This window comes from Inquilinus sp. CA228 (genome assembly GCF_052078665.1).
GTDB lineage: Bacteria > Pseudomonadota > Alphaproteobacteria > DSM-16000 > Inquilinaceae > Inquilinus.
The window spans coordinates 35,020-56,947 of record NZ_JBQJIK010000005.1 but is presented as its reverse complement, the minus strand read 5'-3'; the positions used below and the strand labels follow the sequence as shown (position 1 = coordinate 56,947).

Here is a 21,928-nt window from a genome sequence, read left to right as displayed (position 1 = left end):
GTGCCATGACCAAGAGCAGCTTCTTCTGCATCGACGCCCACACCTGCGGCAACCCGGTCCGCGTCGTCGCCGGCGGCGCCCCGCCGCTGCAGGGCGCGACGATGAGCGAGAAGCGCCAGGCCTTCATCGCCGAATATGACTGGATCCGCACCGGGCTGATGTTCGAGCCGCGCGGCCATGACGTGATGTCGGGGTCGATCCTCTACGCCCCGACCCGCGACGATGCCGACGCCGCCATCCTGTTCATCGAGACCTCCGGCTGCCTGCCGATGTGCGGCCACGGCACCATCGGCACGGTGACGGTGATGGTCGAGGAAGGGCTGGTGCGGCCGAAGCAGCCGGGCAAGCTGCGGCTGGAGGTGCCGGCCGGCATCGTCGACGCCGAGTACGAGCAGGATGCCGCCGGCCACGTCACCTCGGTGCGCATCCGCAACGTCCCGTCCTTCCTCTACCGGGAGAAGCTGGCGTTCGAGCTGCCGGGCTTCGGCCCGCTGGTGGCCGACATCGCCTATGGCGGCAACTTCTACGCCATCATCGAGCCGCAGCCGGGCTATGCCGACCTGGAGGCGCTGTCGGCCGGCGAGATCCAGCGCCTGTCGCCGATCGTCCGCCAGGTGGTGAACGAGCGCGCCGACATGGTGCATCCGGAGGACCCGACCATCCGCGGCCTGCGCCATGTGCAGTGGACCGGCCGGCCGAAGCATCCGGAGGCGCATGCCCGCAACGCCGTGTTCTACGGCGAGAAGGCGATCGACCGGTCGCCCTGCGGCACGGGCACCTCGGCCCGCATGGCCCAGCTGGCGGCGCGCGGCGAGCTCAAGCCCGGCGACGCCTTCGTGCATGAGAGCATCATCGGCAGCCTGTTCCACGGCCGGGTCGAGGGCACGGCCAAGGTCGGGCCCTTTGACGCGATCATCCCGTCGATCGCCGGCCAGGCCTGGCTGACCGGCTACAACACCATCTTCCTCGACGACCGCGACCCCTTCGTCCGCGGCTTTACGGTCATGTGACGCCAGGGTCATGTGAAGGGGGGCCTGCCGCCGCTATGGTGTCCATCGGACGAGTCGCGGGAGGGCGGGGATGATCGACCGGGTGCTGCTGATCGGGGGCGGGCTGCACGGCATGGTGGCGGTGGCGATGGGCGCCTTCGCCGCGCACGGCATGGCCACGGCGGCGCCGGAGCGGCTGGGCTGGGTGCACACCGGGGCGCAGTACCAGCTGGTCCATGCCGTCGCCCTGCTGGCCCTGGCCCTGCTGGGCGCGCCGGGATCGCTGCGCTGGGCCGGATGGGCCTTCCTGGTCGGCGCCGTGATCTTCTCCGGCACCCTGTACCTGATGGCCTTCGGCGCGCCGCGCTGGTTCGGCGCCATCACCCCGATCGGCGGGGTGCTGATGATCCTGGGCTGGGGCCTCGCCGTGCTGGCCGCCTTCCGCCTGGCGGAAAGCTGAGGCGCGAGGCGTTGGCCCCGGCCGCCGCCCGCGCTAGGGTCTGATTCATGGCGGACCTCGACCTCGATGCGCGCGACCTGATCTGCCCGATGCCGGTCCTGAAGGCGCGCAAGGCGCTGCAGGGGCTGGCGCCGGGCCAGGTGCTGGACGTGCTGGCCACCGACGCCGCGGCGCGCAAGGACTTCCCGGCCTTCTGCGACGCCACCGGCCACGTCCTGGTCGCGGTCGCCGACGAGGCCGACGGTGTCACCCGCTACAGCATCCGCAAGGCAGGATAGGGCATGGACACGCTGCTCTTCACCCACCCGGCCTGCATCGGCCACGACACCGGCCCCGGCCATCCCGAGCGGCCGGACCGGCTGCGGGCGGTGCTGACGGCGCTGGAGGACGAATCCTTCGCCCTGCTGCAGCGGCGCGAGGCGCCGGAGGCGACGATCGAGCAGATCGCCCGCGCCCATCCCGACGCCTTCGTCCGCCGCCTGCTGGCCGCGGTGCCGGAAAGCGGGCTGCAGCCGATCGACGCCGACACCGTGCTGTCGCCCGGATCCGGCGCCGCCGCTCTGCGCGCCGCCGGGGCCGGCTGCGCCGCGGTCGACGCGGTGCTGGCGGGCGAGGCGCGCAACGCCTTCTGCGCCGTGCGGCCGCCCGGGCACCATGCCGAGACGGCGCGGGCCATGGGCTTCTGCCTGTTCAACAGCGTCGCCATCGCCGCCATGCACGCCCGGATGGCGCATGGGCTTGGCCGGATCGCGGTGGTCGATTTCGACGTCCATCACGGCAACGGCACCCAGGACATCTTCTGGTCCGAGCCCGACCTGTTCTACGCCTCGACCCACCAGTCGCCGCTGTATCCCGGCACCGGCTCCGAGGACGAGACCGGGGTGGCCGGCAACATCCTCAACGCGCCGCTGCCGCCGATGTCGGGCGGCGTCGAGTTCCGCCGGGCGATGGAGCGGATCGTGCTGCCCGCGGTCGACGCCTTCGCGCCGGAGCTGCTGCTGATCTCCGCCGGCTTCGACGCCCATGCTCGCGACCCGCTGGCCAATCTCGAGCTGCACGAGGTCGATTTCGCCTGGGCGACGCTGGAGCTGATGCGCCTGGCCGATCGGCATTGCGGCGGCCGCGTCGTCTCCACGCTGGAAGGCGGCTACGATTTGCGCGCGCTGGCCCTGTCCACCGCCGCCCATGTCAACATGCTGATGACCGGCTGAGCAACAGGCCACCTTTGTAGGTTGGGTTCGCGCAAGCGAACCCAACGCTTGTCTCGGCGGCATGGTGTTGGGTTCGCACGCGAACCCAACCTACGAATATCCCATATTGCAATGCAGCATTTATAAACCATTTATGCGTCATGCAATTGACTCGACATATGCTGCGTCGCAGCATGACTTGAGCGACCGGAAGGAAACGCCGCATCACCCTCGAGGTTCATGATGTGGCCCTACACCACGCCCGAAGCCGACTACCTGACCGCCGCCCCGGCGCCGGATGAGATCACCCCGGACGAAACCGTTCCGCGCGGGGAGCTCGCCGCCCGCGCCCTGGCGATGCCGGCGCACGCCAACCCGTCCGGCGACATCTTCGGCGGCTGGATCATGTCGCTGATGGACGAGGCCGGCGCCATGACGGCGATGAAGCACGCCCAAGGCCGAGTGGTCACCATAGCGGCCACCGACATGGCCTTCATCCATCCGGTCAAGGTCGGCGACGCCGTCTGCTGCTACGCCGAGGTCGCCCGGATCGGCCGCACGTCCATCACCCTGCACATCGAGGTCTGGGTGCTGCGCTCCGGCCTGGGCGAGCGGATGAGGGTGACCTCCGCCGAGTTCACCTTCGTCGCCCTCGACGAGGCCGGCACGCCGCGAGCCATCCGCCGGGCCGACGCCCGAGCTGCCTGAAGGACGGCCGCGGCCTCACCCCGGCCCGTCCGGCCACAGCCCGGCCAGCATCTCCGGCAGGATGGCGTCCGCCTCCTGCGCCCCGCCGAGCGCGTCGAACTTGCCGTCCAGCGCCAGATGGGCGAAGCCGTGCACCACCGACCAGGCGGCCAGCACGGTGGCAAGGGCCGCGCGGTCGAGCGGCCCGCCGGCGGCGATGCCGCGATAGGCGCGGACCGCGTCCTCGAGCTCGACGAAGGCGGCCTGGCCGGCGGCGCGCAGGCGCCCGTCCTCCCAGCTCAGCCGGTCCTTGCGGAACATCAGCAGGAACCGGGCCGGATGCGCCCGGGCGAAGCGGACATAGCCCAGCCCCTGCCCGCGCAGCCGGGCGGCGGGGTCGGTGCCGCCCTCCGCCGTGCCCTCGCGCAGGAAACGGGCCAGCGTCTCGAACCCCAGCAGCGCCACCTCGGTCAGCAGCCCCGCGGCGCTGCCGAAATGATGCGCCGGCGCCGCGGCCGACACCCCGGCCCGGCGCGCCGCCTCGCGCAGGGTGAAGCCCTCGACCCCGCGCTCGATCAGGATCGCCTCGGCCGCCGCGATCAGCGCCCGCTGCAGGTCGCCATGGTGGTACCGCTCGCGCGGCTCGGTCGTCTCATCCGCCATCGGCCTCTCGAACTTTACAGTGTTTAGATTAAGTGATAGCGTCTCATCTTAACACTGTTTAGACGGAGAGGAAGCCATGCTCGACCTGCTGTTCCAGGGCGGCAACGTGATCGCGACCCTCGCCTGGCTGGCACTGGCCGCCGCGCCGCTGCTGCCGCGCCACAAGGACCGGCTGCGGAGCGCCGCCGGGCTGGCGGTGCCGCTGCTCTTCGCCGCCGCCTATGTCGGGCTGGTCGGCACCAGCTGGTGGTCGGCCCAGGGCGGCTACGGATCGATGGCCGCGGTGCGGGCGCTGTTCGATTCGCCCGGCATGCTGGTCGCGGGCTGGCTGCACTACCTGGCCTTCGACCTGTTCGTCGGCACCTGGATCGCCCGCGAGGGCGAGCGGGCGGGGCTGCCGCACCTGCTGCTGATCCCCTGCTTCGTCCTGACCTTCCAGTTCGGGCCGGCCGGCCTGCTGGCCTTCGTCCTGCTGCGGGCCGCCCTCCGTCGCCGCGCGCCCAGCCAGGTGGAGGCGTGACCATGTCCTCCGCAACCCTCCCCTTGCCGCAGGATCCGGTGCGCGGGCCCGTCCCCCTGCTCCGGGCAGTCCGGCGCCGCGACCCCGTCCTCGCCGATTTCGGCCTGGCCCTGCTGGCGATCGCCCTGATCCTGGCCGCCGCCTGGCTGTTCGACGCCCGCCAGCTGCATGGCGAGGGCGTCTGGGCCAAGCCGATCAAGTTCCTGCTGTCGGTCGGGCTGTTCGCCCTGACCAACGCCTGGTTCATCGGCGATCTGCCCGAGGCGCGGCGAGGCGCGGCCCCGATCCGCGCCGCGCGCTGGACCATCATCGGCGCCGGCACGTTCGAGCTGGTCTACATCACCTGGCAGGCCGCGCTCGGCCAGCCCTCGCACTTCAACGAGGCGACGCCGTTCCACATGGTCATGTACGCGCTGATGGGGATCGGCGCGATCACCCTGACCGCGACGACCGTGCCGCTGGCGCGCGAGATCGCCCGGCACGGCACCGGGCTGTCCCCGGCGCTGCGCCTGGCGATCGTGCTGGGGCTGGTGCTGACCTTCATCCTCGGCACCGGCGCCGGCGTGGCCATCGCCGCCTATGGCGGCCATGCCGTGGGCGGCGTCGCCGACGGCCCCGGGCTGCCGCTGCTCGGCTGGTCGACCACCGGCGGCGACCTGCGAGTGCCGCATTTCCTCGGCATCCATGCCCCGCAGCTGCTGCCGCTGGCCGGTGCCGGCCTGGCCGCGGCCTGGCCGAGGCGGGCGCGGGCGGTGGTCTGGCTGGTGTCGGCCCTCTATATCCTGGTCACCCTCGCCGCCTTCGCCCAGGCGCTGCTGGGCCGGCCGCTGATCGGCCTGTGACGGGCGGGGGCGGGAGGCGCACTACCGTGCGGGCGCCGTGATCCACAGCGCCCGCGCCTCCGCCTCGCCGGTGGCGATCGCGGCGTGCCCGATCCGGGCATCGAAATACACGGCGTCGCCCGGGCCGAGCTCGACCGGGCCGTGGGTCTCGCTGAACAGCGTCACCCGGCCGGCCAGCACATAGAGGAAATCGTCGCTGTCGTGCCGCTCCCAACCCTCGAAATCGTCGAGGGAGCGGGCGCGGAGGGTGACCTCGGACGCCAGGAAGGGCGCGTTGCGCAGCGCGCCGCTGAACGGCTGCAGGCGATAGTTCGGCATCTCGGTGGCCGCGCCGTCGCCGGCCCGCACCAAGATGCGGCGCCCGCGCAGGGGTGAATCGGCCGGGCCGAACAGCGCCGCCAGCTCGATCTCGAAACCCCGCGCCAGCTTCTGCATCGCCTGGAAGGTCGGCGACATCTCGCCCCGCTCGATCTTCGACAGCGCCGAACGCGACAGGCCGGTGTGGCCGGCCGCCTCCTCCAGCGTCCAGCCGCGGTCGGCCCGCAGCCGGCGCACGGTCTCCGCCAGGTCGATCGGCGGCATGGACGGGCCTTCGTCCATCAGGGGCATGATCGGGTCTCGTCGTTGCCAGTCCCCGCTTGTCGGGCGGCGGCGCCGGCCGGGTCAAGCCATCTTTCCACTATGATGGAATTTTCCACTATAGTAGATCACAACAGCCGGCATTACCGGCGGTGGTGGAGAGAGATCATGCAAGCGCTGGTGTTCGAACGGTTCGGCGGCCCCGAGGTGCTGGAGATCCGGACCCTGCCCGACCCGCAGGTTCCGCCGGGCCATGTCCAGCTGGCGCTGCGCGCCGCCGGGCTGAACTTCGCCGACCTGCACCGCCGCCGCGGGAACTACCACCTGGCCGGGACCGCGCCGCATATCGCCGGTTACGAGGGCGCGGGCGAGGTGGTGGCGCTGGGCGACGGGGTCGCGGGCCTCCGTCTCGGCGACCGCATCGGCTTCGCCGACGTGCCCTTCGCCAATGCCAGCCGCGTCACCGTGCCGGTCGACCGCGCCATCCCGCTGCCGGACGACATCGGCTTCCGCGAGGCGGCGGCGATCCTGCTGCAGGGGCTGACGGCGCAGTATCTGGTGGCGGACAGCGCCCCGGTTCGCGCCGGGTCCCGGGTGCTGGTCCATGCCGCGGCCGGCGGGGTCGGGCAGCTGCTGGTGCAGATGGCGAAGCAACGTGGCGCCATGGTCATCGCCCTGGCCTCGACGCCCGAGAAGGCGGCGATCGCGGTGGCAAGAGGCGCGGCCCACGGCCTGACCACTGCCGGCGACTGGGTGGCCACGGTCCGGGATCTCAGCGATGGCGGCGTCGACATCGCCTATGATTCGGTCGGCACCACGCTGGCGCACAGCCTGGCCGCCGTCCGGCCGCGCGGCACGGTGGTGGCCTATGGCACCGCCGGCGGCGACCCGCCGGCGATCGATCCGCGCCGGCTGATGGAGCAGTCGAAGGCGATGGTCGGGGGCGACCTGTGGGACCATCTCGACAGCCGCGACGGCCGGCTGGCCCGCGCCGCCGCGCTGTTCGCCGCGCTACGGGCCGGGGAGTTCGCCCTGCCGGAGATCGAGGTGTTCGCACTGTCGCGCGGGGCCGATGCGCATCGCCGGCTCGAGAGCCGCGCCGTCACCGGCAAGATCGTGCTGGTGCCGGACGGGGCAGGCTGAACCTCAGCCCAGCGCCGCCGCGATCTCCGCCCATTCCTGCTCCAGGCTGGCGGAGGACATCGGCTTGCCGGCCCGGCGGTACCAGTAGCCGGCATTGCCGAGGTCGCCTTCCTTGCGGTGCAGATAGGCATGGGCCCAGGCAGCGTCGGCGCCGTCCTCGGAATCGACGCAGCCATGCGCCCGGCCCCAGTCGCCCTTGGCGTCCCACCACAGCGCGGCAAGCGGCGGCGACAGGGTCGCGGGCGGCTGGTCCTGGTCGAGGGAATTTCTGAAAGCGGAGAGATCCATCGGTCGGCCTCCCGGTCCGGCAGGGGCGCGGCGCCCCGGGTCGGGGATCACCGCACAGCCCGGCGCCGGGCACAAGCCGGAGATGGAGTCAGCACAACGAAACAAGGGGCCGAAGGCCCCTCGTCTCATCCATCGGAACGACCGGGTCGGGGCCGAAGCCCCGTTCGCCGGATCAGTAGCCCTGGATCTGCATCCGCTTGCGCAGCGCCTTGCGCTGGCGGCGGACGGCTTCGGCTTCCTCGCGGATGCGGCGCTCGGACGGCTTCTCGTAGTTCCGACGCTGCTTCATCTCGCGAAAGATGCCTTCACGCTGCATACGCTTCTTGAGGACGCGCAGCGCCTGATCGATGTTGTTGTCGCGGACGAGCACCTGCATCGGGCAAAGGCCTTTTCACTAACGGGTCGGGCGAGGTTACGCCTTTCAGCCGAGAATGTCGAGAACGATCTGACGAATCTCGGCGCGGGACAGCTCTGCCTTGTGTGCCGGCTGCCGCAGCGGGGTGGTGGCCAGCCGCGGCGTCGGACGACGCGGGCGGCGGGGCATGGTCTTGATCTGTACGGTCTTCATGTCTGTTCTTTACGGTTCGGGCCCTTGGGGCCTCGTTGCACTCAATATCGCTTAAACCACGACGCACGGGCCATCGGCCTGCCCGTCGCGGCACAAAGCACGATCGACAGGCGAAACGCCTGCCTTATCGTTCGGATCATGGTTGGGAGGGGGATCCGGGCCCGTTCCTCGGAACGGCGGCGCGGATCGTGTCGAAACCGATCTCGGTGCTCCATATGGGGCAATCGCGGCAGGTTTGCAAGCCGCCGGACGAAAAACAGCCGATCGGCGGAGGTGACAGAAGGCGGCATCGTTCCCACATCGAAATCATCGCGGCGGCTGACACTGGGGGGCGAAATGCGCTTCGGCATCGTCGGATTCGGCCTGGTCTTCACCCTGCTCCTGCCCACGGCACCGGCGGCGGCCCAGGACCAGCCGGTCGATCTCGAACTGGTGCTCGCGGTCGACGTCTCGCGCTCGATGGACGATGACGAGCAGGCGCTGCAGCGCGACGGCTATGTCGGCGCCCTCACCCACCCCGAGGTGATCAATGCCATCACCTCCGGCATCCATGGCCGCATCGCCATCACCTATGTCGAATGGGCCGGCGCCAACTCCCAGGCCGTGATCCTGCCCTGGCGGCTGATCGACGGCGCCGCGGCGGCCCGCACGGCGGCGGCGGACCTGTCCGAGACCTTCGGCACGGTGACGCGGCGCGGCACCTCGATCTCCGGCGCGCTGCTGTTCTCCGCCGGGCTGTTCGACGGCAACGGCTTCGAGGGCATCCGCCGCGCCATCGACATCTCCGGCGACGGGCCCAACAACGCCGGCTGGCCGGTGTCGGGCGCACGCGAGATCGCGCTGGCGAAGGGCATCACCATCAACGGCCTGCCGGTGATCCTGAAGCGCGGCGGCTTCGGCGGCCTGCCGGAGCCCGACATGCTCGACGCCTATTACCGCGACTGCGTCATCGGCGGCCCCGGCGCCTTCACGGTGGCGGTGCGCAGCCCGCAGCAATTCGCCGAGGCGATCCGGCGCAAGCTGGTGCTGGAGATCGCCGGGGCGACGCCGGAAGCGACCCCCGTCGCCTTCATCCCGGCCCAGGCCGGCGGCACCGACTGCATGATCGGCGAGAAGACCCGCCCGCGCTGGCTGGACCAGGACCAGCGGTAGGCCCTACCCCTCCACCACCAGCCGGTAGCCGACTCCGGCCTCGGTCGCGATCAGGCGCGGCCGGGCCGGGTCGTCGCCCAGCTTCTGGCGCAGCTGGCCGACATAGACGCGGAGATACTGCATCGCATCGATATGCGCCGGGCCCCAGACCTCGCGCAGGATCTTCTGGTGCGTCACCACGCGGCCGTGATGGGCGGCCAGCAGGCGCAGGATCTCGAACTCCTTCTTCGACAGCCGGATCTCGCGTCCTTCGAACCGCACGCGGCGGTGCGGCACGTCGACGGTCAGCGGCCCGGCCTCGATCACCGCCTCGGCCGCCTCGTCCTCCTGCCCGCCGCGGCGCAGGGCGGCGCGCAGCCGGGCGGTCAGCTCGGCGATGCTGAAGGGCTTGGTGACGTAGTCGTTGGCGCCGCGGTCCAGCGCCTCGACCTTCTCGGCCTCGCCGGCGCGGACCGACAGCACGACCACCGGCACCGCCGACAGCTCGCGGATCCGGCTCAGCACCTGCTGGCCGTCGATGTCGGGCAGGCCGAGATCGAGGATCACCAGGTCGGGCCGGTCCTGCACCACCCGCTCCAGCCCCTCGGTGCCGCCGGCCGCCTCGATCGGGGCATAGCCGTCGGCGGCCAGGCTGATCTTGAGGAAGCGGCGGATCTGCGGCTCGTCGTCGATGATCAGGATGCGCGGCGCCGGCCGCGCCTCGGGCGGGTTCGACATCGGTTCACATCCCCATCGAAATGCCGGGCAGGGCCGGGGCGGCGAGGTCGGGCGGGAAGGTGACGGTGAACACGGCGCCGCGCCGGTCGCCGCGGTTGCCGGCGACGATCCGCCCGCCCATGGTCTCGACGAAGCCGCGGCAGATGGCGAGGCCCAGCCCGGTGCCGGCCTGGGCGCTGTCGCCGTGGTGGATGCGGTGGAACTTGTCGAAGATCGCCTCCAGCTTGTCCTCCGGGATGCCGTCGCCCTCGTCCAGCACCCGCAGCACCAGCCCCTTCTCCTCCCGCGCCGAGACGGTGATGGTGGTGCCGGCCGGCGCATATTTGGCGGCGTTGTCGATCAGGTTGACCAGCGCCTGCTCCAGCAGGATCGGGTCGAGCAGGTACAGCGGCAGGCCGGGCGCGATATCGAGCACCAGCCGGTGCCGGGCGACCAGGGCGGCGCAGCGCTGGGCCGCCGCCCCGACCACCTCCGCCACCTCGGTCGTCTCCAGCCTCGGCTGCAGCACGCCGGATTCGAGCCGGGTCATGTCGAGCAGGTTGCCGACGAAGCGGTTCAGCCGCTCGGCCTCGTCCTCCGCCGTCTCCATCAGCTCGGACCGCGCCTTCGGGTCCAGCGCCGCGTCGTGGCGGCGCAGACTGGAGATGGCGCCGATGATCGAGGCCAGCGGCGTGCGCAGGTCGTGGCTGATCGAGGTCAGCAGGGCGGCGCGCAGCCGCTCGGTCTCCGCCACCACGCGGACCTCGTCGACATCCTTGACCAGGCGCACCCGCTCGATCGCCACCGCCGCCTGGTCCATCAGCGAGTCCAGCAGGCGCTGGTCGTCGGGGCTGAGCAGCGGCCCCGGCTGGTCGCGGTCGATGCCGACCACGCCGATCTGGCCGGAGGCGGTGCGCCAGGGCAGGAACAGCCATTTGCCGCCGGGCAGCGTGTCGGCGCCGCGCCCCGCCGGCCGGTCATTGGCCCAGCTCCATTGCGCCGCCGCCCGCTCCGCCTCCTCGATCCGGTCCTCCGGCGGATAGCCGGCGACCACCTGCAGCGAGCCGTCCTGTGGCATCAGCACGACCACGCGCAGCTTCAGCATCGACGCGACCTGATAGGCCGCGGCCCAGAGCAGGTCGTCGGCCGAGCCGATCGCCGCCAGCTTGCGGCTGAACCCGAATAGCTCCGCCGTCGCCCGGGCCCGCGCCGCGGCGCCGCGGGCCTGCAGCCGGGCCCGGCTCTGCAGGTTCGAGGTGACGACCGCTACCACCAGGAAGAACACCAGCGTGGTGACGTTCGACGGGTCGGCGATCACCAGGCTGTACAGCGGCGGCAGGAAGAAGAAGTTGACCGCGAACACGCTCAGCAGCGAGGCGAAGATCGACGGCCCCAGCCCGTAGCGCGCGGCGCAGAACAGCACCGGGATCAGGAACACCAGCGCGATGCTGTTGGTGGTGGCGACGAAGGCGACGAGATGGGCGGCCGCAGTGGTGGCCGCGACGCCGACCGCGGCGACCAGATAGGGCCGCGGGTCGAGGCCGGCATCGGCCGGGCGGGTCTGGATCCGCTCCGCCCCCGGCTGGGCCTCTGCCTCCTCCCCCGCCATGACGTGAACCGAGATCGACCCCGATTTGCGCAGCAGATCATGCACCACCGAGCCGTGCAACATCTCGAACCAGCGCGACCGGTCGGATTTGCCGATGACGATCTGGGTGATGTTGTTGCGCCGGGCGTAGCTCAGGATCTCGGCGACGATGTCGTTCGCCGGGATGGTGACGGTCTCGCCGCCCAGCTTCGCCGCCAGCAGCAGGGCGCGGGCGATGCGGTCGCGCTCGGCCTCGCCCAGCCGGTGGTGGCGCGACCCTTCGATGTAGACCGCGATCCAGCGCGCCCCCAGCCGGTCGGCCACGCGCCGGGCGTAGCGGACCAGCGCCCCGCTGTTCGGCGCCTCGCTGACGCAGACCATGATGCGGTCGCCGGCGGCCCAGGGGCCGGTGATGGCATGGGCCCGCATATAGCCCAGCATCTGGTCGTCGACCCGCTGGGCGGTGCGGCGCAGCGCCAGCTCGCGCAGCGCGGCCAGGTTGCCGGGCTTGAAGAAATGGTCGACCGCGCGGCGGGCCTGGTCGCGGATATAGACCTTGCCCTCGGCCAGCCGCTTCTGCAGGTCCTCCGGCGTCAGGTCGATCAGCTCGATCTCGTCGGCGCCGTCGATCCAGGCATCCGGCACCGTCTCGCGCACCCGGATGCGGGTGATCTGGGCGACGACGTCGTTCAGGCTCTCGACATGCTGGATGTTCAGCGTGGTCCAGACGTCGATGCCGGCGGCGATGATCTCCTCGACATCCTGGTAGCGCTTGTCGTGGCGGCTGCCGGGGGCGTTGGTGTGGGCCAGCTCGTCGACCAGCACCAAAGCCGGCCGCCGCTTGAGGATGGCGTCGAGGTCCATCTCCTCCAGCGTCCGGCCGCGATGCTCGGCGCGGCGGCGGGGGATGATCTCGAAGCCGCCGACCAGGGCCTGGGTCTCGGCCCGGCCATGGGTCTCGACCACGCCGATGACGACGTCGAGCCCGTCGCGCCGGCGCGCGGCGCCCTGGGACAGCATCTCATAGGTCTTGCCGACGCCGGGCGCCGCCCCGAGGAAGATCTTGAGGCGGCCGCGAGTTTTCGCGACCGCCTCGAGCAGAGCCTCCGGCGAGGGACGATGATCGTCGTCGGACCGATCGGTCAATGACATCGGGACAGGAGACTACGGGGTCTTCAGCCCGTCCAGCGCCATGTTGAGCTGCAGGACGTTGACCCGCGGCTCGCCGATCAACCCGAGCAGCCGGCCGGACGTCGCCGCCCGCACCGCCTGACGGACCTGGTCCGCCGGCAGGTTGCGGGCGGCGGCGACGCGGGCGATCTGCAGCTCGGCATTGGCCGGGCTGATGTCCGGGTCGAGGCCCGAGGCCGAGCTGGTGACCATGTCGGCCGGCGGGTTCTTGATGCCCTGCGCCGCCAGCGCGTCGACGTCGCCCTTGACCCGGTCGGACAGCGCCTGGCTGGTCGGGCCGAGGTTGGAGCCGGCCGAGTTGGCGGCGTTGTAGGGCAGCGAGATCGACTTGCTCGGGTCGTTCGGGTCGGTGCCCGAGGTCGCCGACAGCCGGCCGTGGAAGTACTTCTCGCTGGTGAAGTCCTGGCCGATCAGCGACGAGCCGATGACGGTGCCGTCGGCTCGGGTGATCAGGCTGCCATTGGCCTGGCCGGGCAGCAGCCCCTGGGTGATGCCGGTCATGGCGAAGGGGTAGGCGATGCCGGTGAGGATCGTCAGCAGGACGACCATCACGATGGCGGGTCGGATCTGGTTCAGCATGTTGGCCTCACGCCAGGCCGAGGGCGGTGACGATCAGGTCGATCGCCTTGATCCCGACGAACGGGATGATGATGCCGCCCAGGCCGTAGATCAGAAGGTTGCGCCGCAGCAGGCTGGCCGCGCTGAGCGCCCGGTAGCGGACACCGCGCAGCGCCAGCGGGATCAGCGCGATGATGATCAGCGCGTTGAAGATGATCGCCGACAGGATCGCGCTCTGCGGCGTGTGCAGATCCATGACGTTGAGCACGCCGAGTTGCGGATAGAAGGCCAGGAACATCGCCGGGATGATGGCGAAGTACTTGGCCACGTCGTTGGCGATCGAGAAGGTGGTCAAGGCACCGCGGGTGATCAGCAGCTGCTTGCCGATGCCCACCACCTCGATCAGCTTGGTCGGGTCGCTGTCGAGGTCGACCATGTTGCCGGCCTCGCGCGCCGCCACCGTGCCGGTCTGCATCGCCACGCCGACATCGGCCTGGGCCAGCGCCGGCGCGTCGTTGGTGCCGTCGCCGCACATCGCCACCAGCCGGCCTTTGCCCTGCTCCTCGCGGATCAGCGCCAGCTTGGCCTCCGGCGTCGCCTGGGCCAGGAAGTCGTCGACCCCCGCCTCGGCCGCGATCGCCGCGGCGGTCAGCGGGTTGTCGCCGGTGATCATGACCGTGCGGATGCCCATCCGCCGCAGCTCGGCGAAGCGCTCGCGGATGCCGCCCTTGACCACGTCCTTCAGATAGATGACGCCGAGCGGCTTGCCGTCCTTGGCCACGGCCAGCGGCGTGCCGCCGGCCTTGGCGATGCGCTCGGTGATCTGGTCCAGCTCCTTCGGCATGGCCAGCCGCGGATTGCCGGCGACCTCGCGGACATGGCCGATGACGGCGTCGACCGCGCCCTTGCGGATGACCGAGCCCTCGATGTCCACGCCGCTCATCCGCGTCTGCGCGGTGAAGGGCACGAAATGGGCCTGCATGCGGCCGACCTCGCGGGCGCGCAGCCCGTACTTCTCCTTCGCCAGCACCACGACCGAGCGGCCTTCCGGCGTCTCGTCGCTGAGCGAGGAGAGCTGGGCGGCGTCCGCCAGCTCGGCGTCGGTGACGCCGGGCAGCGGCACGAACTCGGTGGCCAGGCGGTTGCCGAGGGTGATGGTGCCGGTCTTGTCGAGCAGCAGCGTGTCGACGTCGCCCGCCGCCTCGACCGCACGGCCGGACATGGCCAGCACGTTGAAGCGCACCAGCCGGTCCATGCCGGCGATGCCGATGGCCGACAGCAGCGCGCCGATCGTGGTCGGGATCAGGGTGACGAACAGCGCCACCAGCACCACCACCGAGATCGACCCGCTGGCATAGGCGGCGAAGCTGGGGATGGTGACCGTGGCGAAGACGAAGACGATCGACAGGCCGGCCAGCAGGATGTTCAGCGCGATCTCGTTCGGCGTCTTCTGGCGCGAAGCCCCTTCGACCAGCGCGATCATGCGGTCGAGGAAGGTCGACCCCTGGGCCGCGGTGATGCGCACCTTGACCCAGTCCGACAGCACCCTCGTGCCGCCGGTGACGGCCGACCGGTCGCCGCCGGATTCGCGGATCACCGGGGCGGATTCGCCGGTGATCGCGCTTTCGTCGACCGAGGCGATGCCCTCGATCACCTCGCCGTCGGAGGGGATCAGGTCGCCGGCCTCGACCAGCACCAAGTCGCCCTGGCGCAGCGACAGCGCCGGCACCGGCTCGGTCTCACGCCCGGCCGGGTCGCGCAGCCGCTTGGCCACGGTGTCAGTTCGGGTCTTGCGCAGGCTTTCGGCCTGCGCCTTGCCGCGGCCCTCGGCCACCGCCTCGGCGAAGTTGGCGAACAGCACGGTGAACCAGAGCCAGAGCACGATCTGGATCGTGAAGCCGATGCTCGGCGCGCCGGTGACGATGTCGCGCAGCAGCAGCACGGTGGTCAGGGCAGCGACGGTCTCGACCACGAACATCACGGGGCTGCGCCACATGATTCGCGGGTCGAGCTTGCGCACCGCGTCGATCGCGGCCGGGCCCAGGATCTTGGCGTCGAACAGGGACGCCGGGGTGTTGGAAGTCTTCATGACCGAGTGTCCGATCAGAACAGAGTGCCGGCGGAGGCGGCCAGGTGGTCCACCACCGGGCCCAGCGCCAGGGCCGGGAAGAAGGTCAGTCCGCCCATGATCAGCACCACGCCGATCAACAGGCCGACGAAGAGCGGGCCGGTGGTCGGGAAGGTGCCGGCCGAAGGCGGCAGGCTGCGCTTGGCGGCGAGCGACCCGGCGACGGCCAGCATCGGCACGATCATCAGGAAGCGGCCGATCAGCATCGCGAAGCCGAGGGTGATCGTATAGAACAGCGAGGTCGCGGTCAGGCCGCCGAAGGCCGAGCCGTTGTTTGCCGTGCCCGAAGTGTAGGCATAGAGCACCTCGGTGAAGCCGTGCGGCCCCGGGTTGAGGATGCCGGCCAGCCCGGCCTCGGTCGACAGCGCCAGAGCGGTGAAGCCGAGCATCGAGGCCGGCAGGATCAGCAAGGCCAGCATGGTCATCTTGACCTCCTTGGCCTCGATCTTCTTGCCGACATATTCCGGCGTGCGGCCGACCATCAGCCCGGCGACGAAGATCGCCTCGACGACGAACAGCAGCATGCCGTAGAGGCCGGCGCCGACGCCGCCGATGACGACCTCGCCCAGCATCATGTTGATCAGCGGCATCATGCCGCCGAGCGCGGTGAAGCTGTCATGCTGGGCGATGATGGCGCCGCAGGAGGCGGCGGTGGTGATCACGGCGAACAGGGCCGACAAGGCCTCGCCGAAGCGGACCTCCTTGCCCTCCATGTTGCCCAGCGTGGTGTCGACGCCGAGCGAGGCCAAGAGATGGCCGCCGCCGGCTTCCTGCCAGTAGGCGATGACGACGCCGGCGAGGAACAGCACGCCCATGGCGCTGAGGATCGCCCAGCCCTGGCGCTCATTGCCGACCATGCGGCCGAAGACATTGGTCAGCGCGGCGCCGATCGCGAAGATCAGCACCATCTGCACCAGGTTCGCCAGCGCGGTCGGGTTCTCGTAGGGATGGGCCGAATTGGCGTTGAAGAAGCCGCCGCCATTGGTGCCGAGCATCTTGATCGCCAGCTGCGAGGCCACCGGCCCCTGGGCGATGGTCTGATGCGCGCCTTCCAGCGTGGTGGCGTCGACATAGTCGCTGAAGTTCTGCGGCACGCCCTGCCAGACGAAGAAGATGGTGGCGACGACGCAGATCGGCAGCAGCACGTAGAGCACGGTCCGGGTCAGGTCGATCCAGAAGTTGCCGATGGTCTGGGACGACCGCCGGGCGAAGCCGCGCACCAGCGCGATGGCGAGCGAGATGCCGACCGCGGCGGACGCGAAGTTCTGCACCGTCAGCCCGGCCATCTGCACCAGGTAGCTCATGGTGCTTTCGCCACCATAGGACTGCCAGTTGGTGTTGCTGACGAAGCTGACCGCGGTGTTGAAGGCGAGGCCTTCCGGCACCGCCGCCATGCCGGCGGGGTTCAGCGGCAGCACGTCCTGGAAGCGCTGCAGCGCGTACAGCACGACGACGCTGACCAGGCTGAAGATCAGCATGCCGAAGGCATAGCCGGTCCAGTGCTGTTCGCGGTCCTCGCGCACGCCGGCGGCGGCATAGAACAGCCGCTCGACCGGGCGGAGGACGGGGGAGAGGAAGGTGCGCTCGCCCGCGAAGACGCGGGTCATGTAGCCGCCGAGCGGGCGCACCAGGAGGATGACGATCGCGCAGTAGATCGCGATCTGGATCCAGCCGTTGAGAGTCATGTGTCTGCCGCTTTCCTGGCTCAGAACTTCTCGGGGCGGACCAGGGCGTAGACGAGGTAGCCGAGCAGCAGCACGGACACCAGGCCACCGAGGACGAGGTCGAAGGTCATCGCTTCCTCACAGCCGGTCGCAAAGCAACACGTAGCCCAGGCCGACGGCGAAGAACGCCGCGGCCAGGGCGAGCATCAGAACGTCGAGCACGAAGTCTCCTTTCCGCAGATGGCCTGCGGACTCGTGTGATCGGGGCGGATCAGGCACCCGGAGCGCATAAAAATTCGATCCGGATTTCCGCCGGGCTATCGTGGCCGCGGCGGGAGCCGAGCTTGGGAGACCAGGGATGATGACAGGCGGATGCCTGTGCGGGGCGGTGCGCTACGAGGTGGCGGCCGACCCGGTCTATGCCGGACACTGCCATTGCCGGTCCTGCCAGCGCGCCAGCGGCGCCGGCCACTCCACCTATGTCGGCGTCCCGCGCGCGGCCCTGACCGTGCGCGGCGAGACCCGCAGCTTCGCCCTCACCGGGGGCAGCGGGCGGCAGGCCTTGCGCCATTTCTGCCCGGTCTGCGGCAGCCAACTGTTCGGCACCGGCGAGATCGATCCCGGCACGGCCACGCTCTATGCCGGGTCGCTGGACGACCCCTCGGCGATCCGGCCGGACGCCGCGATCAATGTGGCCAGCCGCCAGCCCTGGGACCGGGTCGCCGGCGACCTGCCGGAATTCGCCGGCATGCCGCCGGGCGCCGGGGGCAAGGCCTGACGGCGGACCGACACCGGAACGGGTCGATCAGGCGAGCGTGAGGTAGATTTCGGCCTCGATCACCCAATCCGAGCCGGTCTTGCGCCATTTGGCGGTGTAGGTGCCGGATGCGAGGGCCAGTCCGCCGGCGGCGGTGACGCCTTGCCAGCGGCCGTGCTCGAGGGCGATGGGCTCGACCGGCGAGACCAGGATGGTGTCTGGGGTGCGGATGTAGATCGTGCGCAAGGACGCGGCGAATTCCTGCTCCCACGCCGCGAGCTGGGCCTTGCGGCCGGAGATCACGGCGCTGTCCGTGCCCGTGACGAGAATGGCGTCCTGGGCCAGAAGAGGGCCGATGGCCTTGAGGTCCGCCGCGGCCAGGGCACGATTGAAGGCGTCGCGCCGCAGGCGGATGGCGTGATCGGCAGCATGAGTCATTTCGGGATTTCCGGCGGAGGGGATCGACTGCTGGGGATATTGCCCCCGCGCGCGATGGCGGTCGACGCCCCGTTTTCGCTGCGACGGGGCTGCCGAATGGGTCGAGACGCGGCGTGGGGGTGATCAGTGCTCCGGCGCGCTGATCTTGGTCGATCCCCGGGGGGGCGGGCCGTGATGTCTCTGGTCGGGTCTAGCCGCTTTCGATCCAAACGCGACGTTCAATGAGGCGCTCGGAAGCCGCTGGTCGGGCACGCAAGAGACGCTCGAGAACGCTCAATCCCATCCCGCGGCAACGCCGTACGACGACTGGGATCACTTACCGTCGGCAGACTGAATGAGCTTCTGTAGACGGCGGATTTCGTGAATGAGAGCTGGCACGTCCTGCCGGGCACTGGCGATGAAGTCCTGGTCGTCCACCGACGCTCCGGCGAGATAGATATCCTCACCGCCCGTCATGATGAAGCTATCGCCGCTCGTGTGGTCCCGGCCTTCGACATAAGATTTCCAGGGGCCTGGCGTTGCCCGACCGCACCTTTGCTCGATCTGGACGAGTGCGTCGATGGAGAGCGGTTCCGACATCGTTAACCTCATGTCCGATGATGGTGCGAGGGTAGGACGCCACTGCCCCAGGGCAAAGGCCCGCTTTCCGCCCCTTCCAGCCAGTTGGCGGGATTTCCGCCAGTCAGCGCTCCGGCGGCTCAACCCGGCCGGGCCGCCCAGACCAGCCCGTGCCAGGCGGCGCCGTCATAGGTCGCGGTGAAGTCGCGCGACGGGTCCCGCTGCAGGCGCAGCCGTGCCATCACGGCTTGGGACCGCAGGTTGTCGGGCGCGGTGTAGGCCAGGATGTCGGCCAGGCCGAGCCGGTCGAATCCGTCCGCCAACGCTGCACCGGCGGCCTCGGTGGCATAGCCGCGGCCCCAGGCGTGCCGCGCCAGCCGCCAGCCGATCTCGACGCTCGGGCCGAGCGGATGGTCCGGTCCCAACGGCATGATCCCGGCATAGCCGAGGAATTCGCCCGCCGGGCTCTCCACCGCCCAGCGGCAGAAGCCGTGCCGGTCGAAGGCGGCGCGATAGCGGTCGAGCTTGGCGTCGCTGCCCGCCCGGTCCAGCGGCCCGCCGAGGTCGCGCATCACCTCGGGGTCGGCGGCCAGGGCGGCGAAGGCGTCCCGGTCCTCCTCGCGCCAGGGCCGGAGCCGCAGGCGCGGCGTGACGAGGATCATCCGTCAGCCCCGCAGCCGGTCCAGCGCCAGCACGGCACCGCCGGCCACCAGGCCCCAGAAGGCGGCGCCGATGCCGAACAGGGACAGGCCGGAGACGGTGGTGACGAAGGTGACGACCGCCGGCAGCCGCTCCTCCTCCCGCGCCAGCGCGGTCGATAGGGCGCCGCCGAGGCTGCCCAGCAGCGCCAGCCCGGCCACCGCCTGGATCAGGAGCGGCGGCGAGGCGGCGATGAAGGCGGCGGCGAAGCCGGCGAACAGGCCGAGCCCGACATAGACGGCCCCCGCCACCACCGCCGCCGGCCAGCGCCGCGCCGGGTCGGGATGGGCCTCGGCCGAGGCGCAGAGCGCGGCGGTGATCGCCGACAGATTGACCGCATGGCCGCCGAACAGCGCGGTCAGGGCGCTGGTCGCGCCGGTGGCGACGAACAGCGGCCCGACCGGCGGGCGGTAGCCGTTGGCGTTCAGCACCGCCAGGCCGGGCACGTTCTGCGACGCCATGGTGACGATGAACAGCGGCACCGCGATGCCGATGATCGCGCCGGTGGAGAATGCCGGGGCGACGAAGACCGGCTCCGGCCACAGATGGGCGAAGGCCTCCGGCGGCACCGCGGTGGTCAGCGCGATCAGCGCCACCGCCGCCACCACCGCGGCGGGCACGGCGTAGAGCCGGGCGAAACGCCAGGTCAGCGCCCAGACCAGCAGCACCGGCAGGGCCAGCATCGGCATGGCGCCGACCGCCCGGGCCGGGGCCAGGCACAGGTCGAGCAGCACCCCGGCCAGCATGGCGCTGGCCAGCGGCGTCGGGATCGCGGTGACCAGCCGGCCGAAGGGGCGCCACAGCCCGGCGGCCATCACCAGGGCGGCGGCCACCAGGAAGGCGCCGACCGCGGCCGCGAAGCCGCCCGCCGGCACGCCGGTGGCGATCAGCAGCGCCGCGCCGGGGGTCGACCAGGCGATGCTGATCGGCAGCTTCGAGCGCCAGGACAGGAGGATCGCCAGCAGCCCCTGGCCGATGCAGACGGCGAGCAGCCCGGAGGCCGCCTGGGCCGGGGTGGCGCCGGCCGCCGCCAGGCCCTGCAGCACCACGGTGAAGGCGCTGGCGAAGCCGACGATGGCGGCCAGGAGACCGGCCGCGACCGGCTGCAGCGCCGAGCCGCCGCGCGGCGCCGGTACGTCGAAGGTGGAGGAACTGTCGGTCCGCATCGCCGGGCCTCTGCAATGGGCCGGTGGAAGGCTGCCGCCCGGCGGCTGCCCAAGCTAAAGCCAGTCGCCCGGCTCCGAAACAGGTCAATTGTTTGGATACAACCGCTTCTACTGCGCGATCGCCGGCCGGTCGGGCTCCGGCCCCTCGCGATAGATCCGGTTGCGGCCGCTCATCTTGGCGCAATAAAGCGCCTTGTCCGCCCGGGCATAGAGGCTGGCGGCCGTGTCGCCGGGACGGCCTTCCGCCAGCCCGGCGGAGAAGGTATAGGCGATGTCCCCGCGGTCCGGCACCGGCCGGGCCGTGCGGATCACGGCCAGCATCCGCTCGACCACCAGCACCGCCTGCCCGATCGAGGTGCGCGGCAGGACCAGCAGGAACTCGTCCCCTCCCATCCGGCCGAAGCAGTCGGACCGCCGGACCATGCCGGCGATGCGCCGCGCGAAGTCGCGCAGGATCAGGTCGCCGGCCTGATGGCCGTGCCGGTCGTTGATCGGCTTGAAATGGTCGATGTCCAGCAGCACGACGCAGCCGAGGAGTCCGGCCCGGGATGGCGGCCGGCGGAGCATCTCCTCGATCCGCTCGGTGACGAAGCGGCGGTTGGCGACGCCGGTCAACTCGTCGGTGTAGGACGCCTTGACGGCGAAGTCCCGGTCCTGCCGCACGGTCCGGTCCTCGGCCCGCATGCCGGTGATGTCGCTGGCGATGCACAGCATCCAGCCGTCGCCGCGGACGCTTTCGGTCATCCACAGCCACCGGCCGTCGACCAGGTCGGTCTCATAGGCCCGGAAGCCGGTCTTGCCGCGGCGGGACTGGGTCGAGACCAGCCATGCCTCGAAATCCTCGGCCCGGATCACCGAGCCCCGGCCAGCGCCATGGTTCCGGCGCATGATCTCGGACCAGAGTGGGGTCTCGTCGTCGTCGATGAAGAAGGCGGCCCGGAAGGCCGGGTTGGCGTAGCGCAGCCGGTCGAACTCGTCATAGGCAGCAACCAGAACCGACGTTCCATCGAACATCTGAACGAGGGTTTCGAGAACGCTGCCCATAATGCCCCCATCATGACCGAGATCCGGGCGCGGGGCGAGTGTCGTCGCGGCGCGCGGATGCGGCTTGCGGAGGAGGACGGCGAGGAGGATCGTAGGATGAGAATCCATGCCGTCGAACGGCGACGGCGGCGCGCAGGAGGAGTGCGGATCATGCGGAATCCGGTGCGGGTGTTGCTTCCGATGGTCGGGCCGATGGTCGTGGCCGGCGCGGTGCTGGCCGGCTGCTCTTCCCCCGAGACGCCGGGCGACAGCTTCAACCTGTCGGTGCACAACCCGACGCCCTCGGCCCAGGCCCGGACCGGCCCCACCGCGGAGCCCGGCGAGGATCCCTACAACCGGACCGTCCCGCTGCCCTGAGTC

27 protein-coding genes are annotated in these 21,928 nt (G+C 70.8%); 11 read left to right on the top strand and 16 right to left on the bottom strand.

What is annotated here, in order from left to right; genetic code table 11:
• The first annotated feature begins 5 nt into the window (after positions 1 to 5).
• From ACTOWL_RS03550 to ACTOWL_RS03530, 5 genes are all read left to right on the top strand, one after another.
• Positions 6 to 1,010: a 4-hydroxyproline epimerase gene (locus ACTOWL_RS03550; RefSeq protein WP_441319808.1), complete on the top strand. Its 1,005-nt coding sequence runs from the start codon at positions 6 to 8 to the stop codon at positions 1,008 to 1,010.
• A 70-nt stretch (positions 1,011 to 1,080) separates the two neighbouring features.
• Entirely contained in the window at positions 1,081 to 1,449 is a 369-nt protein-coding gene (locus tag ACTOWL_RS03545) for a DUF423 domain-containing protein (protein WP_441319807.1), read from the top strand.
• A gap of 47 nt (positions 1,450 to 1,496) precedes the next feature.
• On the top strand, positions 1,497 to 1,727 hold the full coding sequence (locus tag ACTOWL_RS03540) for a sulfurtransferase TusA family protein (RefSeq protein WP_342241687.1): 231 nt from the start codon (positions 1,497 to 1,499) through the stop codon (positions 1,725 to 1,727).
• 3 nt (positions 1,728 to 1,730) lie between these two features.
• Positions 1,731 to 2,660, top strand: coding sequence for a histone deacetylase family protein (locus tag ACTOWL_RS03535; RefSeq protein WP_441319806.1), 930 nt, complete (start codon positions 1,731 to 1,733; stop codon positions 2,658 to 2,660).
• Positions 2,661 to 2,879: 219 nt separating this feature from the next.
• Entirely contained in the window at positions 2,880 to 3,347 is a 468-nt protein-coding gene (locus ACTOWL_RS03530; RefSeq protein ID WP_441319805.1) for an acyl-CoA thioesterase, read from the top strand.
• A gap of 15 nt (positions 3,348 to 3,362) precedes the next feature.
• Here the strand turns inward: ACTOWL_RS03530 and ACTOWL_RS03525 are convergent, their stop codons facing one another.
• A complete protein-coding gene (locus ACTOWL_RS03525; protein WP_441319804.1) occupies positions 3,363 to 3,989 on the bottom strand; it encodes a TetR/AcrR family transcriptional regulator in 627 nt (208 codons plus the stop codon).
• Positions 3,990 to 4,065: 76 nt separating this feature from the next.
• Here ACTOWL_RS03525 and ACTOWL_RS03520 point away from each other — a divergent pair, with 76 nt between their 5' ends.
• Together ACTOWL_RS03520 and ACTOWL_RS03515 are read left to right on the top strand one after the other, a co-directional pair.
• Entirely contained in the window at positions 4,066 to 4,509 is a 444-nt protein-coding gene (locus ACTOWL_RS03520; protein ID WP_441319803.1) for an ABA4-like family protein, read from the top strand.
• Positions 4,510 to 4,511: 2 nt separating this feature from the next.
• Positions 4,512 to 5,351, top strand: a complete 840-nt coding sequence (locus ACTOWL_RS03515) for a hypothetical protein (protein WP_441319802.1) — start codon at positions 4,512 to 4,514, stop codon at positions 5,349 to 5,351.
• A 21-nt stretch (positions 5,352 to 5,372) separates the two neighbouring features.
• Here ACTOWL_RS03515 and ACTOWL_RS03510 read toward each other — a convergent pair whose 3' ends face one another.
• Entirely contained in the window at positions 5,373 to 5,960 is a 588-nt protein-coding gene (locus ACTOWL_RS03510; protein WP_441319801.1) for a helix-turn-helix domain-containing protein, read from the bottom strand.
• 138 nt (positions 5,961 to 6,098) lie between these two features.
• Here ACTOWL_RS03510 and ACTOWL_RS03505 point away from each other — a divergent pair, with 138 nt between their 5' ends.
• Positions 6,099 to 7,073, top strand: a complete 975-nt coding sequence (locus tag ACTOWL_RS03505) for a quinone oxidoreductase family protein (protein WP_441319800.1) — start codon at positions 6,099 to 6,101, stop codon at positions 7,071 to 7,073.
• Between the two features lie 3 nt (positions 7,074 to 7,076).
• Here ACTOWL_RS03505 and ACTOWL_RS03500 read toward each other — a convergent pair whose 3' ends face one another.
• From ACTOWL_RS03500 to ACTOWL_RS03490, 3 genes are all read right to left on the bottom strand, one after another.
• On the bottom strand, positions 7,077 to 7,361 hold the full coding sequence (locus ACTOWL_RS03500) for a hypothetical protein (protein WP_441319799.1): 285 nt from the start codon (positions 7,359 to 7,361) through the stop codon (positions 7,077 to 7,079).
• Between the two features lie 172 nt (positions 7,362 to 7,533).
• Positions 7,534 to 7,737, bottom strand: a complete 204-nt coding sequence (gene rpsU / locus ACTOWL_RS03495) for a 30S ribosomal protein S21 (protein WP_225767343.1) — start codon at positions 7,735 to 7,737, stop codon at positions 7,534 to 7,536.
• A gap of 45 nt (positions 7,738 to 7,782) precedes the next feature.
• Complete coding sequence (locus ACTOWL_RS03490) at positions 7,783 to 7,929, bottom strand: hypothetical protein (protein ID WP_441319798.1); 147 nt, start codon at positions 7,927 to 7,929, stop codon at positions 7,783 to 7,785.
• Between the two features lie 336 nt (positions 7,930 to 8,265).
• On the opposite strand from ACTOWL_RS03490, the gene ACTOWL_RS03485 reads away from it, so the two are divergent.
• Complete coding sequence (locus ACTOWL_RS03485; RefSeq protein WP_441319797.1) at positions 8,266 to 9,081, top strand: DUF1194 domain-containing protein; 816 nt, start codon at positions 8,266 to 8,268, stop codon at positions 9,079 to 9,081.
• 3 nt (positions 9,082 to 9,084) lie between these two features.
• Here the strand turns inward: ACTOWL_RS03485 and ACTOWL_RS03480 are convergent, their stop codons facing one another.
• From ACTOWL_RS03480 to kdpF, 6 genes are read right to left on the bottom strand one after another with little or no spacing between them, the layout of a single operon-like run.
• Positions 9,085 to 9,798 (bottom strand): response regulator, encoded by a 714-nt coding sequence (locus ACTOWL_RS03480; protein ID WP_441319796.1) that lies wholly within the window; start codon positions 9,796 to 9,798, stop codon positions 9,085 to 9,087.
• A gap of 4 nt (positions 9,799 to 9,802) precedes the next feature.
• Positions 9,803 to 12,511 (bottom strand): DUF4118 domain-containing protein, encoded by a 2,709-nt coding sequence (locus ACTOWL_RS03475; RefSeq protein ID WP_441319795.1) that lies wholly within the window; start codon positions 12,509 to 12,511, stop codon positions 9,803 to 9,805.
• Positions 12,512 to 12,529: 18 nt separating this feature from the next.
• Positions 12,530 to 13,135, bottom strand: a complete 606-nt coding sequence (gene kdpC, locus ACTOWL_RS03470) for a potassium-transporting ATPase subunit KdpC (RefSeq protein ID WP_441319794.1) — start codon at positions 13,133 to 13,135, stop codon at positions 12,530 to 12,532.
• Between the two features lie 7 nt (positions 13,136 to 13,142).
• Positions 13,143 to 15,203 (bottom strand): potassium-transporting ATPase subunit KdpB, encoded by a 2,061-nt coding sequence (gene kdpB / locus ACTOWL_RS03465; protein ID WP_441319793.1) that lies wholly within the window; start codon positions 15,201 to 15,203, stop codon positions 13,143 to 13,145.
• A gap of 14 nt (positions 15,204 to 15,217) precedes the next feature.
• Positions 15,218 to 16,927, bottom strand: a complete 1,710-nt coding sequence (kdpA, locus tag ACTOWL_RS03460; protein WP_441319792.1) for a potassium-transporting ATPase subunit KdpA — start codon at positions 16,925 to 16,927, stop codon at positions 15,218 to 15,220.
• 20 nt (positions 16,928 to 16,947) lie between these two features.
• Positions 16,948 to 17,037 carry a K(+)-transporting ATPase subunit F gene (kdpF, locus tag ACTOWL_RS03455; protein WP_342240474.1) on the bottom strand — a complete coding sequence of 30 codons (90 nt, stop codon included), beginning with the start codon at positions 17,035 to 17,037 and terminating at the stop codon, positions 16,948 to 16,950.
• Positions 17,038 to 17,264: 227 nt separating this feature from the next.
• Here kdpF and ACTOWL_RS03450 point away from each other — a divergent pair, with 227 nt between their 5' ends.
• The gene (locus ACTOWL_RS03450) at positions 17,265 to 17,684 is read left to right on the top strand and encodes a GFA family protein (RefSeq protein WP_441319791.1); all 420 of its coding nucleotides are present in this window, start codon (positions 17,265 to 17,267) and stop codon (positions 17,682 to 17,684) included.
• Positions 17,685 to 17,711: 27 nt separating this feature from the next.
• Here ACTOWL_RS03450 and ACTOWL_RS03445 read toward each other — a convergent pair whose 3' ends face one another.
• From ACTOWL_RS03445 to ACTOWL_RS03425, 5 genes are all read right to left on the bottom strand, one after another.
• Entirely contained in the window at positions 17,712 to 18,101 is a 390-nt protein-coding gene (locus ACTOWL_RS03445; protein WP_441319790.1) for a nuclear transport factor 2 family protein, read from the bottom strand.
• A gap of 312 nt (positions 18,102 to 18,413) precedes the next feature.
• A complete protein-coding gene (locus ACTOWL_RS03440) occupies positions 18,414 to 18,680 on the bottom strand; it encodes a hypothetical protein (protein ID WP_441319789.1) in 267 nt (88 codons plus the stop codon).
• Positions 18,681 to 18,799: 119 nt separating this feature from the next.
• Positions 18,800 to 19,321: a GNAT family N-acetyltransferase gene (locus tag ACTOWL_RS03435; RefSeq protein WP_441319788.1), complete on the bottom strand. Its 522-nt coding sequence runs from the start codon at positions 19,319 to 19,321 to the stop codon at positions 18,800 to 18,802.
• A gap of 3 nt (positions 19,322 to 19,324) precedes the next feature.
• The gene (locus ACTOWL_RS03430) at positions 19,325 to 20,524 is read right to left on the bottom strand and encodes a benzoate/H(+) symporter BenE family transporter (RefSeq protein WP_441319787.1); all 1,200 of its coding nucleotides are present in this window, start codon (positions 20,522 to 20,524) and stop codon (positions 19,325 to 19,327) included.
• Positions 20,525 to 20,632: 108 nt separating this feature from the next.
• Entirely contained in the window at positions 20,633 to 21,538 is a 906-nt protein-coding gene (locus ACTOWL_RS03425) for a GGDEF domain-containing protein (RefSeq protein ID WP_441319786.1), read from the bottom strand.
• A 180-nt stretch (positions 21,539 to 21,718) separates the two neighbouring features.
• Between ACTOWL_RS03425 and ACTOWL_RS03420 the strand changes: the two genes are divergently transcribed.
• Positions 21,719 to 21,925, top strand: coding sequence for a hypothetical protein (locus ACTOWL_RS03420; protein WP_441319785.1), 207 nt, complete (start codon positions 21,719 to 21,721; stop codon positions 21,923 to 21,925).
• The last annotated feature ends 3 nt before the right edge of the window (positions 21,926 to 21,928 follow it).

Excerpts from the sequence above, each read along its gene's own strand:
- ACTOWL_RS03550 (WP_441319808.1), top strand. The coding sequence starts at position 6 with ATGACCAAGAGCAGCTTCTTCTGCATCGACGCCCACACCTGCGGCAAC.
- ACTOWL_RS03545 (WP_441319807.1), top strand. The coding sequence starts at position 1,081 with ATGATCGACCGGGTGCTGCTGATCGGGGGCGGGCTGCACGGCATGGTG.
- ACTOWL_RS03540 (WP_342241687.1), top strand. The coding sequence starts at position 1,497 with ATGGCGGACCTCGACCTCGATGCGCGCGACCTGATCTGCCCGATGCCG.
- ACTOWL_RS03535 (WP_441319806.1), top strand. The coding sequence starts at position 1,731 with ATGGACACGCTGCTCTTCACCCACCCGGCCTGCATCGGCCACGACACC.
- ACTOWL_RS03530 (WP_441319805.1), top strand. The coding sequence starts at position 2,880 with ATGATGTGGCCCTACACCACGCCCGAAGCCGACTACCTGACCGCCGCC.
- ACTOWL_RS03525 (WP_441319804.1), bottom strand. The coding sequence starts at position 3,989 with ATGGCGGATGAGACGACCGAGCCGCGCGAGCGGTACCACCATGGCGAC.
- ACTOWL_RS03520 (WP_441319803.1), top strand. The coding sequence starts at position 4,066 with ATGCTCGACCTGCTGTTCCAGGGCGGCAACGTGATCGCGACCCTCGCC.
- ACTOWL_RS03515 (WP_441319802.1), top strand. The coding sequence starts at position 4,512 with ATGTCCTCCGCAACCCTCCCCTTGCCGCAGGATCCGGTGCGCGGGCCC.
- ACTOWL_RS03510 (WP_441319801.1), bottom strand. The coding sequence starts at position 5,960 with ATGCCCCTGATGGACGAAGGCCCGTCCATGCCGCCGATCGACCTGGCG.
- ACTOWL_RS03505 (WP_441319800.1), top strand. The coding sequence starts at position 6,099 with ATGCAAGCGCTGGTGTTCGAACGGTTCGGCGGCCCCGAGGTGCTGGAG.
- ACTOWL_RS03500 (WP_441319799.1), bottom strand. The coding sequence starts at position 7,361 with ATGGATCTCTCCGCTTTCAGAAATTCCCTCGACCAGGACCAGCCGCCC.
- rpsU (WP_225767343.1), bottom strand. The coding sequence starts at position 7,737 with ATGCAGGTGCTCGTCCGCGACAACAACATCGATCAGGCGCTGCGCGTC.
- ACTOWL_RS03490 (WP_441319798.1), bottom strand. The coding sequence starts at position 7,929 with ATGAAGACCGTACAGATCAAGACCATGCCCCGCCGCCCGCGTCGTCCG.
- ACTOWL_RS03485 (WP_441319797.1), top strand. The coding sequence starts at position 8,266 with ATGCGCTTCGGCATCGTCGGATTCGGCCTGGTCTTCACCCTGCTCCTG.
- ACTOWL_RS03480 (WP_441319796.1), bottom strand. The coding sequence starts at position 9,798 with ATGTCGAACCCGCCCGAGGCGCGGCCGGCGCCGCGCATCCTGATCATC.
- kdpC (WP_441319794.1), bottom strand. The coding sequence starts at position 13,135 with ATGCTGAACCAGATCCGACCCGCCATCGTGATGGTCGTCCTGCTGACG.
- kdpB (WP_441319793.1), bottom strand. The coding sequence starts at position 15,203 with ATGAAGACTTCCAACACCCCGGCGTCCCTGTTCGACGCCAAGATCCTG.
- kdpA (WP_441319792.1), bottom strand. The coding sequence starts at position 16,927 with ATGACTCTCAACGGCTGGATCCAGATCGCGATCTACTGCGCGATCGTC.
- kdpF (WP_342240474.1), bottom strand. The coding sequence starts at position 17,037 with ATGACCTTCGACCTCGTCCTCGGTGGCCTGGTGTCCGTGCTGCTGCTC.
- ACTOWL_RS03450 (WP_441319791.1), top strand. The coding sequence starts at position 17,265 with ATGATGACAGGCGGATGCCTGTGCGGGGCGGTGCGCTACGAGGTGGCG.
- ACTOWL_RS03445 (WP_441319790.1), bottom strand. The coding sequence starts at position 18,101 with ATGACTCATGCTGCCGATCACGCCATCCGCCTGCGGCGCGACGCCTTC.
- ACTOWL_RS03440 (WP_441319789.1), bottom strand. The coding sequence starts at position 18,680 with ATGTCGGAACCGCTCTCCATCGACGCACTCGTCCAGATCGAGCAAAGG.
- ACTOWL_RS03435 (WP_441319788.1), bottom strand. The coding sequence starts at position 19,321 with ATGATCCTCGTCACGCCGCGCCTGCGGCTCCGGCCCTGGCGCGAGGAG.
- ACTOWL_RS03430 (WP_441319787.1), bottom strand. The coding sequence starts at position 20,524 with ATGCGGACCGACAGTTCCTCCACCTTCGACGTACCGGCGCCGCGCGGC.
- ACTOWL_RS03425 (WP_441319786.1), bottom strand. The coding sequence starts at position 21,538 with ATGTTCGATGGAACGTCGGTTCTGGTTGCTGCCTATGACGAGTTCGAC.
- ACTOWL_RS03420 (WP_441319785.1), top strand. The coding sequence starts at position 21,719 with ATGCGGAATCCGGTGCGGGTGTTGCTTCCGATGGTCGGGCCGATGGTC.